Source organism: Pantoea jilinensis, from assembly GCF_019104105.1.
Lineage (GTDB): Bacteria > Pseudomonadota > Gammaproteobacteria > Enterobacterales > Enterobacteriaceae > Pantoea > Pantoea eucalypti.
Map to the genome: position 1 here is coordinate 794388 of NZ_CP077746.1, position 15272 is coordinate 809659.

At 56.0% G+C, this 15272-nt stretch carries 14 protein-coding genes; 10 read left to right on the forward strand and 4 right to left on the reverse strand.

The features are described 5' to 3' along the window. Positions 1 to 62: 62 nt before the first annotated feature. Complete coding sequence (fldB, locus tag KTJ90_RS03800; RefSeq protein WP_003852885.1) at positions 63 to 581, reverse strand: flavodoxin FldB; 519 nt, start codon at positions 579 to 581, stop codon at positions 63 to 65. Positions 582 to 683: 102 nt separating this feature from the next. Here fldB and xerD point away from each other — a divergent pair, with 102 nt between their 5' ends. The 5 genes from xerD to lysS all read left to right on the forward strand — a co-directional run bounded on the left by xerD (position 684) and on the right by lysS (position 6905). Then, positions 684 to 1577, forward strand: coding sequence for a site-specific tyrosine recombinase XerD (gene xerD / locus KTJ90_RS03805; RefSeq protein WP_003852887.1), 894 nt, complete (start codon positions 684 to 686; stop codon positions 1575 to 1577). Positions 1578 to 1598: 21 nt separating this feature from the next. Then, complete coding sequence (gene dsbC, locus KTJ90_RS03810) at positions 1599 to 2312, forward strand: bifunctional protein-disulfide isomerase/oxidoreductase DsbC (RefSeq protein WP_003852889.1); 714 nt, start codon at positions 1599 to 1601, stop codon at positions 2310 to 2312. 3 nt (positions 2313 to 2315) lie between these two features. Further along, the gene (gene recJ, locus KTJ90_RS03815) at positions 2316 to 4052 is read left to right on the forward strand and encodes a single-stranded-DNA-specific exonuclease RecJ (RefSeq protein ID WP_140034081.1); all 1737 of its coding nucleotides are present in this window, start codon (positions 2316 to 2318) and stop codon (positions 4050 to 4052) included. Positions 4053 to 4283: 231 nt separating this feature from the next. Beyond that, positions 4284 to 5382 (forward strand): peptide chain release factor 2 gene (gene prfB / locus KTJ90_RS03820; protein WP_099257461.1). Its coding sequence is split into 2 segments (ribosomal slippage): positions 4284 to 4358 and positions 4360 to 5382, totalling 1098 coding nucleotides; the frame shifts between segments, so codons are not numbered across the junction. Positions 5383 to 5384: 2 nt separating this feature from the next. Then, positions 5385 to 6905: a lysine--tRNA ligase gene (gene lysS / locus KTJ90_RS03825; RefSeq protein ID WP_003852896.1), complete on the forward strand. Its 1521-nt coding sequence runs from the start codon at positions 5385 to 5387 to the stop codon at positions 6903 to 6905. A 304-nt stretch (positions 6906 to 7209) separates the two neighbouring features. Here the strand turns inward: lysS and KTJ90_RS03830 are convergent, their stop codons facing one another. Then, entirely contained in the window at positions 7210 to 7836 is a 627-nt protein-coding gene (locus KTJ90_RS03830; protein WP_105099879.1) for a serine protease, read from the reverse strand. Between the two features lie 360 nt (positions 7837 to 8196). On the opposite strand from KTJ90_RS03830, the gene KTJ90_RS03835 reads away from it, so the two are divergent. After that, positions 8197 to 9360 carry an MFS transporter gene (locus KTJ90_RS03835; RefSeq protein WP_192378110.1) on the forward strand — a complete coding sequence of 388 codons (1164 nt, stop codon included), beginning with the start codon at positions 8197 to 8199 and terminating at the stop codon, positions 9358 to 9360. On the opposite strand, the gene KTJ90_RS03840 is transcribed toward KTJ90_RS03835, so the two are convergent. Continuing rightward, complete coding sequence (locus tag KTJ90_RS03840; protein WP_499025941.1) at positions 9357 to 10277, reverse strand: LysR family transcriptional regulator; 921 nt, start codon at positions 10275 to 10277, stop codon at positions 9357 to 9359. The genes KTJ90_RS03835 and KTJ90_RS03840 overlap by 4 nt on opposite strands. Positions 10278 to 10379: 102 nt before the next feature. Between KTJ90_RS03840 and lysA the strand changes: the two genes are divergently transcribed. Continuing rightward, positions 10380 to 11636: a type III PLP-dependent enzyme domain-containing protein gene (gene lysA / locus KTJ90_RS03845; RefSeq protein ID WP_499025943.1), complete on the forward strand. Its 1257-nt coding sequence runs from the start codon at positions 10380 to 10382 to the stop codon at positions 11634 to 11636. 32 nt (positions 11637 to 11668) lie between these two features. On the opposite strand, the gene KTJ90_RS03850 is transcribed toward lysA, so the two are convergent. Then, on the reverse strand, positions 11669 to 11977 hold the full coding sequence (locus KTJ90_RS03850) for a PTS lactose/cellobiose transporter subunit IIA (protein WP_499025944.1): 309 nt from the start codon (positions 11975 to 11977) through the stop codon (positions 11669 to 11671). A 178-nt stretch (positions 11978 to 12155) separates the two neighbouring features. On the opposite strand from KTJ90_RS03850, the gene KTJ90_RS03855 reads away from it, so the two are divergent. The 3 genes from KTJ90_RS03855 to KTJ90_RS03865 are packed head-to-tail and all read left to right on the forward strand — an operon-like array spanning position 12156 to position 15262. Then, entirely contained in the window at positions 12156 to 13505 is a 1350-nt protein-coding gene (locus KTJ90_RS03855; RefSeq protein ID WP_003853969.1) for a PTS sugar transporter subunit IIC, read from the forward strand. Further along, positions 13502 to 14929: a glycoside hydrolase family 1 protein gene (locus KTJ90_RS03860; protein ID WP_039660749.1), complete on the forward strand. Its 1428-nt coding sequence runs from the start codon at positions 13502 to 13504 to the stop codon at positions 14927 to 14929. The genes KTJ90_RS03855 and KTJ90_RS03860 overlap by 4 nt, the downstream gene beginning before the upstream one ends. 15 nt (positions 14930 to 14944) lie before the next feature. After that, positions 14945 to 15262, forward strand: coding sequence for a PTS sugar transporter subunit IIB (locus KTJ90_RS03865; RefSeq protein ID WP_003853964.1), 318 nt, complete (start codon positions 14945 to 14947; stop codon positions 15260 to 15262). Positions 15263 to 15272: the final 10 nt, after the last annotated feature.

A 15272-nucleotide genomic window follows, 5' to 3' on the forward strand; every position in this document is an offset into this window, starting at 1 on the left:
ATTATCTGCCGGCATCTGCAGGCGCCCGGGTTCTACAGCGGCAATCCAGAGCACGGAATTGTTCAGAGCAGTGCAGCGGTTTCGGTTAATACCTGCTCGCACCACTGCTCAACGCGCTCATCGGTGACCTCGAACTGATTCACATCATCCAGCGCCAGACCCACAAATTGCGAGCCATCGGCACTCAGCGGTTTAGGACTGGTGAACTCATAGCCCTCAAGCGGCCAGTAGCCGACAAACCGCACGCCCATGGGCTGCAGCAAATCGTGCAGCATGCCGAGCGCATCTAAAAACCACTCGCCATAGCCAATCTGATCGCCCATGCCATACAGTGCAACAATCTTGTTTTGCAGATTCAGCGCGGGCAGTTGCGTCCAGATCGCCTCCCAGTCCTCCTGCAACTCACCGAAATCCCAGGTCGGGATGCCCATGATCAGCAAATCGTACTGTTCCATCAGACGTGGGTCGTCATCTTTCACGTTATGCAGCGTCACTAACTCTTCGCCAATAAAATCGCGAATTTTCTCCGCTACAATTTCGGTGTAACAGGTACTTGAACCGTAAAAAAGACCGATTTTCATGCAGATAACACTCTGTAAATACTGACTTTGGCGCAATTGTACCAGAAGCGCTGCTGAATCAGGCATAATGAGCATGATTTTACACCAGACGGCGGAGACAACGTGCAGGACAGCGATCTGACAGAACAGTTTCTTGATGCGCTCTGGATTGAACGCAATCTGGCGCAGAATACTCTCTCCTCTTATCGTCAGGATCTTCAGACGCTGACCGGCTGGCTGGCGCATCATCAGCTAACGCTGCTCAGCGTGACGCCACTGGATCTGCAGCAGTTCCTGGCCGAAAGGCTGGAGGGCGGTTACAAAGCGACAAGCTCAGCGCGGTTGCTCAGCGCCATGCGTCGCCTGTTCCAGTATCTTTATCGCGAAAAGCTGCGACCGGACGATCCGAGCGCACTGCTGTCCGCGCCAAAACTGCCGCAGCGTTTGCCGAAAGATCTCAGTGAAGCGCAGGTCGAACGACTGTTGCAGGCGCCGAATATCGATATTCCGCTGGAGCTGCGCGACAAAGCAATGCTGGAGCTGCTCTACGCGACCGGCCTGCGTGTCTCCGAACTGATTGGCCTGACGCTCAGCGACATCAGCCTGCGGCAGGGCGTTGTCCGGGTTATCGGTAAAGGCGATAAAGAGCGGCTGGTGCCTTTAGGTGAAGAAGCGGTTTACTGGCTGGAGCAATATATGGAACATGGTCGTCCGTGGCTGCTCAATGGGCAGACGCTGGACGTGATGTTTCCCAGCAATCGGGCGCAGCAGATGACGCGCCAGACCTTCTGGCATCGCATCAAGCATTACGCCACGCTGGCGGGGATCGACAGCGAAAAGTTATCGCCGCATGTAATGCGTCATGCCTTTGCGACCCATCTGCTGAACCACGGTGCAGATCTGCGTGTCGTACAGATGCTGCTGGGACATAGCGATCTCTCCACCACCCAAATTTATACGCACGTCGCCACTGAGCGCCTGCGTCAGTTGCATCAACAACACCATCCGCGAGCCTGATTCGCGGCCATAAGGATAAAAATGAACAAGCATTTTGCCATGCTGGCCCTGTTAGCCAGCGCCTTTTCCGGTCTCGCACAGGCCGATGACAGCGCCATTCAGCAATCCCTTAAAAAGCTCGGTCTGAACCAGACGGAGATCAGTCCATCCCCGCTGCCTGGCTTTAAAACCGTGCTGTCGGAAAGCGGCGTGCTCTATGTTACCGATGACGGCAAACATATGATCCAGGGCCCGCTCTATGACGTCAGCGGCAAACAGCCGGTCAACGTCACCAACCAGCTGCTGGACAAAAAAGTCGAGGCGCTGGTGCCGGAGATGATCGTCTACAAAGCCCCGAAAGAGCAGCATGTGATCACCGTCTTCACCGACATCACCTGTGGTTACTGCCACAAGCTGCACGAGCAGATGGCGGACTACAATGCGCTGGGCATTACCGTGCGCTACCTGGCGTTTCCGCGAGAGGGACTGAATGGTCAGATCGAACCGGCAATGAAGGCGATCTGGTGCAGCGCTGACCGCAATAAAGCGTTTGATGAGGCGATGAAAGGCAATGCGCCGAAGATGGCCGCACCAGACAGCTGCAAAATCGATATTTCTCAGCATTACAAACTGGGCGTGCTGTTTGGCATTCAGGGCACCCCTGCGATGCTGACTGACACCGGCATGATGATCCCGGGTTATCAGTCGCCGCAGGAGCTGAAGCAGGTGCTGGACAATCAGAAGCGTGGTGGTTAATCGGTGGTAAAACAGGAAGTGGAACTGCGTCGCCGTGAGGTGACGGTTGACGATGCGCTACCGGCCACGCTGCCGCCGTTGCTGAAGCGGCTCTATCTGCAACGCGGCGTGCGTGACGCCGCAGAGCTGGAGCGCGGTGCGAAAAACCTGCTGCCTTACCAGTCTTTAAGCGGAATTGAGAGTGCAGTGGAACTGCTGCATCAGGCGCTGCTGGATGGGCGTCGCATTATGGTGGTGGGCGACTTTGATGCCGATGGCGCGACCAGTACCGCGCTGACTGTCATGGCGCTGCGCAGCATGGGCGGCGGCAACGTGCAGTATCTGGTCCCTAACCGCTTTGAAGATGGTTATGGCCTTAGCCCGGAAGTGGTTGAGCAGGCGCGTGCGCGCGGCGCGGCGATGATCCTGACCGTCGATAACGGCATCTCCTCCCACGCTGGCGTTGATTTTGCTCATCAGCACGGGATTCCGGTGCTGATTACCGACCACCATCTGCCCGGCGAGACCTTACCCGCCGCTGAGGCGATCGTGAATCCCAATCTGCCGGACTGCAACTTTCCCTCGCGCGCGCTGGCGGGCGTGGGCGTCGCGTTCTATCTGATGCTGGCGCTGCGTGCCCATCTGCGCACTAAGGGATGGTTTGGCACCACCCGCACGGAACCGAATCTGGCGGAGATGCTGGATCTGGTCGCGCTTGGCACGGTAGCCGATGTGGTGCCGCTCGACGTCAATAACCGCATTCTGGTGTGGCAGGGGCTCAGCCGCATCCGTGCCGGAAAATGCCGGCCAGGCATCCGCGCGCTGCTGGAGATTGCTAATCGCGATGCCCGTCAGCTTGCGGCCAGCGATCTCGGCTTTGCGCTGGGACCACGACTCAACGCCGCAGGCCGGCTCGACGATATGTCGGTGGGCGTTGCGCTGTTAATGACCGACGATCTCAGCCAGGCGCGGATGCTGGCCAGCGAACTGGACGCGCTGAATCAGACGCGTAAAGAGATCGAGCAGGGCATGCAGAGCGAAGCGCTGGCGCTGTGTCAGGCGCTGGAGCGCGAGCAGCGCGATCTGCCGCTGGGGCTGGCCTTCTATCATCCCGAATGGCATCAGGGCGTGGTGGGGATTCTGGCGTCACGTCTTAAAGAGCGCTTCCATCGTCCCGTGATTGCCTTTGCGCCAGCAGGCGACGGCACGCTGAAGGGGTCGGGCCGCTCAATTGCCGGACTGCATCTGCGCGATGCGCTGGAGCGTCTGGATACCCTGAATCCTGGTATGATGCTAAAGTTTGGCGGTCACGCCATGGCAGCCGGCTTATCGCTGGAGACCGCACGCTACGAGGAGTTTCGTCAGCGCTTTGCCGATCTGGTCGGTGAGTGGCTGGAGGGCGAATCGCTGCAGGGCATCATCTGGTCAGATGGCGCGTTACAGCCGCAGGAGTTTTCCCTGCAGACCGCCGAGATGTTGCGCGAAGCCGGGCCCTGGGGCCAGGCGTTCCCGGAACCCGCTTTTGACGGCAAATTTAAGCTGCTGCAACAGCGGCTGGTGGGCGAGCGACACCTTAAAGTCATGGTCGAGCCGCTGGACGGCGGTCCGCTGCTCGACGGTATCGCCTTTAATGTCGATACCACGCTGTGGCCCGACAGCAGCATTCGTCAGGTTGAGCTGGCCTATAAGCTGGATATCAATGAGTATCGTGGTAACCGCTCGGTGCAGCTGATCATCGACCATATCTGGCCGCTGAACTGAGTTAAACAGGGTGCGCGCGTCTCCGGTTACGGCAGATGCGCGACCGCCCGATTGTTTTCTGCGTTATTCTGCTGCGCGTGAGGATGTCACCGCGATCCGATAAGCAAATGCGACACGTCAAGCAACCCCGGCATCAGCCCGCTGTCTCAGCGCTACAATCTGCCGCCAGTTTCGGGTAAACTTGTGCGTTAATTTTCCTGTCCCATCGAACATAAGAAAGACGCCAAAGCCATGTTTGAAATTAACCCGGTCAAAAACCGTATTCAGGACCTCAGTGAGCGCAGCGACGTTCTTCGGGGGTATCTTTGACTACGATGCCAAGAAAGAACGCCTCGAAGAAGTAAACGCCGAGCTGGAACAGCCCGATGTCTGGAACGAACCTGAGCGCGCTCAGGCGCTGGGCAAAGAGCGCTCCTCGCTGGAAGCGATCGTGCAGACGCTGGATCAGATGTCGCAGGGCCTGGAAGATGTGCAGGGTCTGCTTGAACTGGCTGTAGAAGCGGAAGACGAAGAGACTTTCGACGAAGCGGTTGCCGAGCTGGACGTCCTTGAGGGCAAGCTGGGCGAACTGGAATTCCGCCGCATGTTCTCTGGCGAGTATGACAGCGCCGACTGCTATATCGATCTGCAGGCGGGTTCCGGCGGCACCGAAGCGCAGGACTGGGCCAGCATGCTGATGCGTATGTATCTGCGTTGGGCCGAAGCGAAAGGCTTCAAAACTGAAATTATTGAAGAGTCTGAAGGTGAAGTTGCAGGCATCAAGTCTGTCACTATTCGCGTGTCAGGCGACTACGCTTTTGGCTGGTTACGCACCGAAACCGGCGTGCATCGCCTGGTGCGTAAGAGCCCGTTTGACTCAGGCGGCCGTCGTCACACCTCATTCAGCTCTGCCTTTATCTACCCGGAAGTGGATGACGATATTGATATCGACATCAACCCAGCCGATCTGCGCATTGACGTTTATCGTGCGTCGGGTGCGGGCGGCCAGCACGTTAACCGGACGGAATCTGCGGTACGTATTACCCATATTCCAACCGGTACTGTCACCCAGTGTCAGAATGACCGTTCTCAGCATAAGAACAAAGATCAGGCGATGAAGCAGATGAAAGCGAAGCTGTACGAGCTTGAGATGCAGAAGAAAAATGCTGAGAAACAGGCGCTGGAGGACAACAAGTCCGACATTGGCTGGGGAAGTCAGATCCGTTCTTACGTTCTCGATGATGCACGCATCAAAGATCTGCGCACCGGCGTAGAGACGCGTAACACCCAGGCGGTGCTGGACGGCGATCTGGATCGATTCATTGAAGCAAGTTTAAAAGCAGGGTTATAGACATGTCTGAACAACAACCGCAGAGCGCTGATGCCGCCGTTGAGTTAAATAACGAACTGAAAACGCGCCGCGAAAAGCTGAGTGCGCTGCGTGCCAACGGTCTGGCGTTTCCCAACGACTTCCGTCGTGACAGCCTTTCAAACCAGTTGCTGGAAAGCTATGGCGAGAAGAGCAATGAAGAGCTGGAAGCGCTGGATATTGAGGTCAGCGTCGCCGGACGCATGATGACCCGCCGTATCATGGGTAAAGCCTCTTTCGTTACTCTGCAGGATGTGGGCGGCCGGATTCAGCTTTACGTCTCTCGTGACGATCTGGCTGAAGGCATCTACAACGAGCAGTTCAAGAAATGGGACCTCGGCGATATCCTGGGTGCGCGTGGCAAACTGTTCAGAACCAAGACCGGCGAACTGTCGATTCACTGTTCAGAACTGCGCCTGCTGACCAAAGCCCTGCGCCCGCTGCCGGACAAATTCCACGGCCTGGCCGATCAGGAAACCCGTTACCGTCAGCGTTACCTTGATCTGATCGCCAACGAAGAGTCACGCAACACCTTCAAAATTCGTTCGCAGATCATGGCCGGCATTCGCCAGTTCATGGTAGGCCGCGACTTTATGGAAGTGGAAACCCCGATGATGCAGGTGATCCCGGGCGGCGCGTCCGCGCGTCCGTTCATCACCCATCACAATGCGCTGGATATCGACATGTATCTGCGCATTGCACCAGAGCTTTACCTGAAGCGTCTGGTGGTGGGTGGCTTCGACCGCGTGTTCGAGATCAACCGTAACTTCCGTAACGAAGGTATTTCGCCACGTCATAACCCAGAGTTCACCATGATGGAACTCTATATGGCCTATGCGGATTACAAAGATCTGATCGAACTGACCGAAAGCCTGTTCCGTACTCTGGCGCAGGATGTGTTAGGCAGCACGGTCGTGCCTTACGGCGAGCAGGAGTTTGATTTCGGCAAGCCGTTTGAAAAACTGACCATGCGTGAAGCGATCAAGAAATACCGTCCGGAAACGGATCTGGCCGATCTGGAAGACTTTGATAAAGCGGTGGCGATTGCACAATCCCTGCATATCAAAGTGGAGAAGAGCTGGGGTCTGGGCCGCGTCGTGACCGAGATCTTCGAAGAGACGGCTGAAGCGCATCTGATTCAGCCAACCTTCATCACTGAATATCCGGCTGAAGTCTCGCCACTCGCCCGTCGTAACGACGAGAACCCGGAAATCACCGATCGCTTTGAGTTCTTCATTGGCGGTCGTGAAATCGGTAACGGCTTCTCCGAGCTTAATGATGCGGAAGATCAGGCTGAGCGTTTCCTGCAGCAGGTGAATGCCAAAGATGCCGGTGACGACGAAGCGATGTTCTACGACGAAGACTATGTTACCGCGCTGGAACATGGCCTGCCGCCAACCGCCGGTCTGGGTATCGGGATTGACCGTATGGTGATGCTGTTTACTAACAGCCACACGATCCGCGATGTGATTCTGTTCCCGGCACTGCGTCCAGGTAGCAAGTAAGTCTGACTGTTCTCAGAAAAGGCCGGGTATACCGGCCTTTTTTATGTCTGCTGAAAGAGTATGGCCCGGTTCGCTATGAGATCGAGCCTGCTCAGGGAATACGGTCAGAAAAGGAAAGCGTCCCGCGCCAGGGATGGCGCGGGCCGAGCGGTCATGGATGACGGCTTTTGCGTCTTTCCGATCTGACCGTATTCCCTGCGCGCTTACTTTATCCGTTGCTGTCAGATGCACTCTGATTCGGCGTTGTCAGCACGAAAAAGGCCGGAAGTTCCGGCCTTTTTTACCACTGTCCATTCAGCAAACATCAGGACTTAATCGCCTGATTCAACCAGCTCTGAAAGCGGGAATAGGGCACATAGAGCGCAACGTTTTTATAGAGTGTCTTACCGCTGACATTGTCATTGATGTTATTGCTGTAGCCAATAATCACACCCGCCAGCGTATCATCAGAGGCGTTATAAACCGCACCGCCTGACATCCCTTTCACCACACCCGCATTCGCCGCGACTACAACACAGTCCGGCTTATTCCAGCTGTTCGCCAGCGTGGTATTAATCAGGTTCTGTCCGCTGGAGCTGACCGGCATGGCCGAAATAAAACTGTAGCCATAGAGATTCACCTGGTCGCCAATATGGCTGTTGCGAAAGCTGGGTGGCAGATTCATTTCGCTGTTTTTATGGTAGACCACGGCCAGATCGCATTGCGGATGCCAGGCTTTAACCCGGTAAAGAGAGAACTTCGCCACGTGCGCAGCGGTCAGGCTGTACTCCGGCGTCAGCGGGATGGTAGTACCCAGCGTGCCTAACCCCAGCACGGTAGGAATGCCGGTCACGGTCATATCAACGCGTTTTTCCGCTTCTTTACTGTACTCATAATGCCCCACCGAGCAGCCGGTTAAGCCTAAAACCATTAAGGCTATGAGTCGTTGCATTCTCTCTCCCTGCGTCAGCAGTTGATTACATCACCTGGCAATTCATTAGGGATATATCGGCAACGTTAAGGATTTATTAATTAAATACGCACTAAAAAGCGTAATCGGTTCACGGAGAATGACAACCTGACCCGGGTTCGCGAGGGTCTTTCAGGTAGGGTCCGCAGGCAGAGAAAGAAAGTTGCGACAGGCACAGCGACACGATTATTGCGGCCTCAGCAATAATCCTTTGCTGCATACAGGCTATGTCGTGCACCAGCGCTATGCTGTAATACTCACTGTGACGCAGATCAAAATTAATAAGCGTCGAGGGGCTGCGTGTCCGCGCGGTTCACCTGCAAATGAAACCGGGAGAGTGTTATGCCTGTAGCATTAATGGCGCTGGCGTTAAGTGCGTTTGCCATCGGAACCACCGAGTTTGTCATTATGGGATTGCTGCCGGAGGTGGCGCGTGACCTTCAGGTGTCGATTCCGTCGGCGGGCTGGCTAATCAGCGGCTATGCGCTGGGGGTAGCAATTGGTGCGCCGATAATGGCGTTGCTGACCGCCAGACTACCGCGTAAAAAAACGCTGATTCTGCTGATGGTGATCTTTATTGTCGGCAACCTGCTGTGTGCGCTGGCTTACAACTACAACCTGCTGATGCTGGCCAGAATCGTTACCGCACTCTGTCATGGTGCCTTCTTCGGGATTGGCGCGGTTGTCGCCGCCAGTCTGGTGCCTGCCGGGCGTCAGGCTTCGGCTGTGGCACTGATGTTTACAGGGCTGACCTTAGCTAACGTGCTGGGCGTGCCGCTGGGAACCAGTTTCGGACAGATGTTTGGCTGGCGAGCGACATTCTGGGGCGTGGCGGTGATCGGCGTGCTGGCGTTTATCGCCCTGATCGTCAGTCTGCCCAACAATAAACAGGAAAAACCGGTTCATCTGGCGAGTGAAATTGGCGCACTGGCCAACGGGAAACTGTGGCTGTCGCTGCTGATGACGGTATTCTTTGCGGCGGCAATGTTTGCGCTGTTCAGCTACATTGCGCCACTGCTGTTAGAGGTGACGGGCATCAGCGACCGCGGCGTCAGCTGGACGCTGTTCCTGATTGGCGCGGGTCTGACGGTCGGTAACATCCTTGGTGGAAAACTGGCTGATTGGAAAGTCTCCTTCAGCCTGATCCTCAGCTTCTCACTGATTGCCATCTTCTCGCTGCTGTTCAGCTGGACCAGCCATGCGCTGTGGCTGGCAGAGATCACCCTGTTCCTCTGGGCGATGGCAACCTTTGCGACGGTGCCGGGTCTGCAAATTAACGTCGTGCGTCACGGCAAAGAAGCACCGAACCTGGTCTCAACCCTTAACATTTCGGCGTTTAACGTCGGTAATGCGCTGGGTGCCTGGGTTGGTGGCGCAGTGATTGGCCGTGGTTTTGGCCTGACGGCGGTGCCGGTTGCTGCGGCTGCGCTGGCCGCTGTCGGTCTGCTGGTCTGCCTGATTACCTTCCGTAAATCGGGCAGCGCGGTCGCCAGGGTTCGCGCTTAAGCCAGGCGGGCGGCGATTCGCGCCGGAAAGTCAGCCACCTGCTGCTGCAGATGGCTGACAAAGGCATCCACCAGCGCCGACGCAGGGCGGTGCTGCGGTCTCACCAGGCTGACGGTAAACGGAACTGCCACGCTGAACTTACGCATCACCACACCGCTGTCGGCGTAATCCAGCGCCGTCAGCGGATTCACAATCGAAATCCCCACGCCCGCCCTGACCATTGCGCATACCGAAGCGGCGCTGTGTGTCTCCATCACCAGCCGCCGTTCCACTCCCTGCTCCTGAAACAGCGCATCCAGCAGCTGACGATAGCTGTCGCTGCGCGACAGGCTCACATACTTTTCACCCGCAAAGTCGTGCGGCGTCAGCACCTCACGCTGACTTAAGGGGTGATTCTGCGGCAACACGCACACTTCATCGCAGGTCAGCAGGGCGAGGCGGTCAGTTCCGGCCGGCGCGTGCTGGGTTTCGGTTAAGCCGATATCGTAGCGCTGCGCCGACAGCCACTCCTCCAGCAGCGGCGACTCCAGCGGAATCACATTCAGACTCACATCCGGGTAACGCTGTAAAAAGGGCTGACACAGCGGCGGCAGCAGCGACTGCGAAAAAACGGGCAGACAGGCGATCGACAGCTCGCCCTGACGAAACTGGCGCAGGCCTTCTGCCGCTTCCAAGATGCGGTCCAGGCCATACCAGGAGCGCTGAACCTCTTCAAACAGACGCAACCCTTGCACCGTCGGCTGCAGGCGACCGCGTACCCGCCCGAACAGCTCTAATCCCAGTTGCTGCTCCAGACGTGCCAGCTCCCGGCTCACGGTAGGCTGTGAGGTGTGCAGCAGCGTGGCGGCCTGCGTCAGATTGCCGCTGGTCATCACCGCATGAAAAATTTCGATATGCCGCCAGTTAATGTTTGCCACGCCGTTTATCCATATCAATTCTGCATAGATGCTATTAAAACAGATATTTTTCGCTATGACACGAATCTGGCTTAATGCGGTTAACGCCACAGGAGAATTGTTATGCCACGTTCCTTACAGAATACCGAAACCGCACTCAACGCCACTAACCTGCTGCCACTGGCACGTCGTTATAGTGGACCGTTCTGGGCCTATGATGCGCAGATTATTCAGGCGCGTATTGCTCAGCTGCAGGCCTTTGATGTGGTGCGCTTTGCGCAGAAAGCCTGCTCTAATACGCATATCCTGCGCCTGATGCGCGCGGCGGGCGTGAAAGTGGACTCGGTATCGCTGGGTGAGATCGAACGTGCGCTGGCCGCCGGTTATCAGCCTGGTGGTGATGAGATCGTCTTTACCGCTGATCTGTTCGATCAACCGACACTTGAGCGGGTGACTGCGTTAAAGGTGCCGGTGAATGCCGGTTCGATCGATATGCTGCATCAACTCGGTGCGGTGTCACCGGGACACGCGGTATGGCTACGGGTCAACCCTGGTTTTGGTCACGGCCACAGTCAGAAAACCAATACTGGTGGCGAAAACAGCAAGCACGGTATCTGGCACGGTGACTTAGCCGAGGCGCTGGCGGCCATTAAACAGCACGGCCTGAACCTGGTGGGCATTCACATGCATATCGGCTCAGGCGTCGATTATGCGCATCTGCAACACGTCTGTGATGCGATGGTGGAACTGGTAATGGCATCGGGTCAGGATCTGACGGCGATCTCTGCGGGCGGTGGACTTTCTATTCCTTATCGCTACGGCGAAGAGGCGATCGATACCGGGCACTATTTCGGCCTGTGGGATGCAGCCCGGCAGCGCATTGCTCAGCATCTGGGGCACGCGGTCAAACTGGAGATCGAACCGGGCCGTTTCCTGGTGGCCGAAGCGGGCGTGCTGGTGTCGCAGGTTCGGGCGGTGAAGTCGATGGGCAGCCGTCACTTCGTGCTGGTCGATGCCGGCTTCAATGATCTGATGCGCCCATCCATGTATGGCAGCTATCACCATATCTCGCTGATGGCGGGCGATGAGCGGGCCATTGATGAGCAGCAGACGATCGACACAGTGGTTGCCGGTCCGCTGTGCGAATCAGGCGATGTCTTTACTCAGCTGGAGGGCGGCATGGTCGAACCGCGCGCCATCCCGGCGGCGAAAGTGGGCGATTATCTGGTGTTCCACGACACCGGCGCATACGGCGCATCCATGTCTTCTAACTACAACAGCCGTCCGCTGATCCCGGAAGTGCTGTTTGAGCAGGGCCAGCCGCGCGAAATCCGCCGCGCGCAGACGATTGAGTCATTACTGGCGCTGGAAATCAGCTAATCACCTCACTCGGGCGGCGAGGCCGCCGCCTGTCAGCCATAGATCTCTTTGCGCAGCATGATCAATTCCTCTGCCAGCTCGCGACACAGCATGGCATTCATCAGGTGATCCTGCGCATGTACCAGAATCAGCGTGACCGGTAATTTTCCGCTTCCTTCGTCTGCGCCAATCAACGCGGTCTGGATTTTATGTGCCGCTTTTGCCGCAGTATCAGAGGCTGCCAGCCCGGCATCAGCCCCGGCCCAGTCGCGTTTGCGCGCGCACTGAATCGCCATCATCGCCGACGAGCGTGCTTCTCCCGCATTGATCAGTAAGTCCATCATAGTCTGTTCGTAATCCATAACGCCTCCGCTACTGGTATGCCAAATTGGCGAATTTAATCATACCGGAATGCCAAAAAACGTTTCCGGGAAGTTCGTCACAGAAAAAACTGATGATATTCGTCATTTTGGTATGCCACTAACAAGGAAGATCATGATGATTACAGGACTACCGATCTTACATCTCTGAGGATTGATCATGTCTTTACAGGACCGCCTTATCGATTCCCTGGGCAGCTTCGCCACCCGCTTTAACAGTTATCGCTATATCATGGCGATTAAAGCCTCGTTCATTACCCTGATGCCGGTAATCATTGTTGGCGCCTTCTCGGTATTGATTTCTAACATGGTGCTGGACAGCAAAAATGGCCTTGCCAGCTTTGCCGCTCTGGCTTTCTTAGCTGACCTCAAGCCCATCACCAGCAGTATCAATTACGCCACGCTCAGCTTTCTTAACATTGGTGCGGTGTTCCTGATTGGTATTGAGCTTGGGCGCATCAACGGTATAAAAACGCTGTTTCCCGGTCTGCTGGCAATCATCTGCTTTGTATCCGTAACGCCGACCACCTTACAGATGATGGTCGATGGGCAGATGCATCTGGTCACCGATGTGCTGGCCAAACAATTCTCCGATACCAAGAGCCTGTTTCTCGGCATGTTTATCGCCATTCTGTCGGTAGAGATCTACTGCCGCCTTGAACAGGTTGAGCGGCTGAAAATCAAAATGCCCGACACTGTGCCGCCCAATGTGGCCGCCTCATTCTCTGCGCTTATCCCCTCAATTATTACTGTGACGCTGGTAGCGACCTTTGGCTTTATCTTCCATCGCGTTACCGGCATGTACCTCTACGACGCGGTATACCAGGTGGTGCAGCAGCCGCTGGAGTCGGTGGTGCAGAGTCTGTGGGGCATTCTGATTCTGATGTTCGTTGCCCAGCTGTTCTGGGTGATTGGTATTCACGGCAACCAGATGGTGAAACCGATTCGTGAGCCACTGTTGCTGGGCGCAATTCTGGTCAACATGACCGCTTTTGAGCAGGGAAAAGAGGCGCCGAACATCATCACGATGCCGTTCTGGGATGTTTATATGAGCATCGGCGGTTCCGGCCTGACCATCGGGCTGCTCACCGCCGTGATGCTGGCGACGCGGCGCAAAGAGATGCGTGAAATCGCCAAGCTGTCGTTCGGGCCCGGCATTTTCAATATCAACGAGCCGGTTATATTTGGTATGCCGATTATGCTTAACCCGATTCTGGCTATCCCTTTCATCATCACACCGCTGGTGACAGGTTCTATTGGCTACTTCGCGACGGTGATGGGCTTTGCCGGGAAAGCCGTGGTGATGGTGCCCTGGACCACGCCTCCGATTATCAATGCCTGGCTTTCAACGGCTGGATCGATGGGCGCAGTGGTGACGCAGATCGTCTGCATTCTGGTGTCAGTACTCATCTATCTGCCCTTTGTGAAAGTCGCAGCCCGCCGCGCGGATGCAGCGGAAGCAAAGAGCCTGCAACCTGAGCTGAACCCCAACCGAACGGAGGTGTTATGAGTCGTCAGACTGTCCACATACCTGAGAATTTCATTCTGGGGGCTGCTGCCTCCGCCTGGCAGACGGAAGGCTGGAGCGGAAAAAAGCCGGGCCAGGACTCCTGGCCTGACGCCTGGTATCAGCAGGATCGTCACGTCTGGCACAACGGCTATGGCCCGGCGGTTGCCACTGACTTTATCAATCGCTTTAGTGAAGATGTGGCGCTAATGAAGGCCAGCGGGCTGACCCACTACCGGACTTCCATTAACTGGTCGCGTTTCCTGATTGATTATGAAACCGCCACGGTCGATGAGGAATATGCCGCTTACTATGACAGGCTGATTGATGAAATGCAGCGTCAGGGCATTGAACTGATGCTCTGTCTGGAGCATTACGAGCTGCCAGCCTTGCTGCTTGAGCAATATGGAGGCTGGCAGTCAAAGCATGTGGTTGAACTGTTTATTCGTTATGTCGAACAGGTTTTTAAACGTTATGCCGGTCGGGTCACACGCTGGTTTGTGTTTAATGAGCCCATTGTGGTGCAGACCCGCGTCTATCTCGACGCGCTGCGCTGGCCTTATGAGCAGAACACGCATAAATGGATGCAGTGGAACCACCATAAAAATCTCGCGACTGCCCGGGCAGTGCAGCTTTTCCGCAAGCGTGGCTATGCCGGTCGCATTGGTACCATTCTTAACCCGGAGGTCACCTATCCGCGATCATCCGCCCCGCACGACCAGAAGGCGGCGCATATTTATGACCTGTTCTACAACCGGGTGTTTCTCGACCCCGCGATTAAAGGCGAGTATCCGGCGGAGCTGCTGGCGCTGCTTGATAAGCATCAGATTGAGTGGGAAACCACGCCGGAAGAGCTGGCGATTATTGCTGCCAATACCGTCGATGAGGTCGGCCTTAATCTCTACTATCCCCATCGCGTTAAGGCGCCGTCCCGCGCCTGGCATCCCGAGACACCCTTTCATCCTGCCTGGTATTACGAACACTTTGAACTGCCTGGGCGGCGGATGAATCGTTCGCGCGGCTGGGAAATTCAGCCTGAAATTATCTGGGATATGGCACAACGAATGCGCGATGAGTACGGCAATATCCCGTGGTTTGTGGCGGAAAGCGGTATGGGCATTGAGAACGAAACCCAATTCAAAGATGCCGGTGGGGAAATTCAGGACGATTACCGTATCGCGTTTATCAGCGAACACCTGCATCAGGCGATACGCGCCAGCCAGGCGGGCATTAACTGTCAGGGCTACATGCTGTGGGCGTTTACCGACAACGTCTCACCAATGAATGCCTTTAAAAACCGCTATGGTCTGATCGAAATCGACTTAGATAAGCACCGTCAGCGCCGTATGAAGAAATCTGCCCATTGGTTCCGTACGCTGCGTGACACGCAGCAATTTACCCTGTGGCTTGATGATGAGCCGAAATAACGCGAGGAAACGAGCATGAAACGAATTGTTCTGGCCTGTGCTGCGGGCATGTCGACCTCAATGGTGGTCACGCGGATGGAAAAAGAGGTCGCCGCTCGCGGACTGGCATTTCAGATCTACGCTATTCCGGAGCAAAACCTGCGTGAAGAGCTGCAAAACTACGGCAGCGAGGTGGCGGTGGTGCTGCTCGGGCCTCAGGTGCGCTTCAAACTGGAGGAGAACAGAAAACTCACTGACAGCTATCAGTTACCTATCGCGGTAATCGATACGGTTGCTTACGGCACGCTGAATGGTGCAAAGGTACTCGATCAGGCGCTGGCTTTGATACACTGAGCCCCAGTTT

Coding starts and splice junctions, on each gene's coding strand:
- fldB (WP_003852885.1), bottom strand. CDS start 581: ATGAAAATCGGTCTTTTTTACGGTTCAAGTACCTGTTACACCGAAATT.
- dsbC (WP_003852889.1), top strand. CDS start 1,599: ATGAACAAGCATTTTGCCATGCTGGCCCTGTTAGCCAGCGCCTTTTCC.
- lysS (WP_003852896.1), top strand. CDS start 5,385: ATGTCTGAACAACAACCGCAGAGCGCTGATGCCGCCGTTGAGTTAAAT.
- KTJ90_RS03830 (WP_105099879.1), bottom strand. CDS start 7,836: ATGCAACGACTCATAGCCTTAATGGTTTTAGGCTTAACCGGCTGCTCG.
- KTJ90_RS03835 (WP_192378110.1), top strand. CDS start 8,197: ATGCCTGTAGCATTAATGGCGCTGGCGTTAAGTGCGTTTGCCATCGGA.
- lysA (WP_499025943.1), top strand. CDS start 10,380: ATGCCACGTTCCTTACAGAATACCGAAACCGCACTCAACGCCACTAAC.
- KTJ90_RS03850 (WP_499025944.1), bottom strand. CDS start 11,977: ATGGATTACGAACAGACTATGATGGACTTACTGATCAATGCGGGAGAA.
- KTJ90_RS03855 (WP_003853969.1), top strand. CDS start 12,156: ATGTCTTTACAGGACCGCCTTATCGATTCCCTGGGCAGCTTCGCCACC.
- KTJ90_RS03860 (WP_039660749.1), top strand. CDS start 13,502: ATGAGTCGTCAGACTGTCCACATACCTGAGAATTTCATTCTGGGGGCT.
- KTJ90_RS03865 (WP_003853964.1), top strand. CDS start 14,945: ATGAAACGAATTGTTCTGGCCTGTGCTGCGGGCATGTCGACCTCAATG.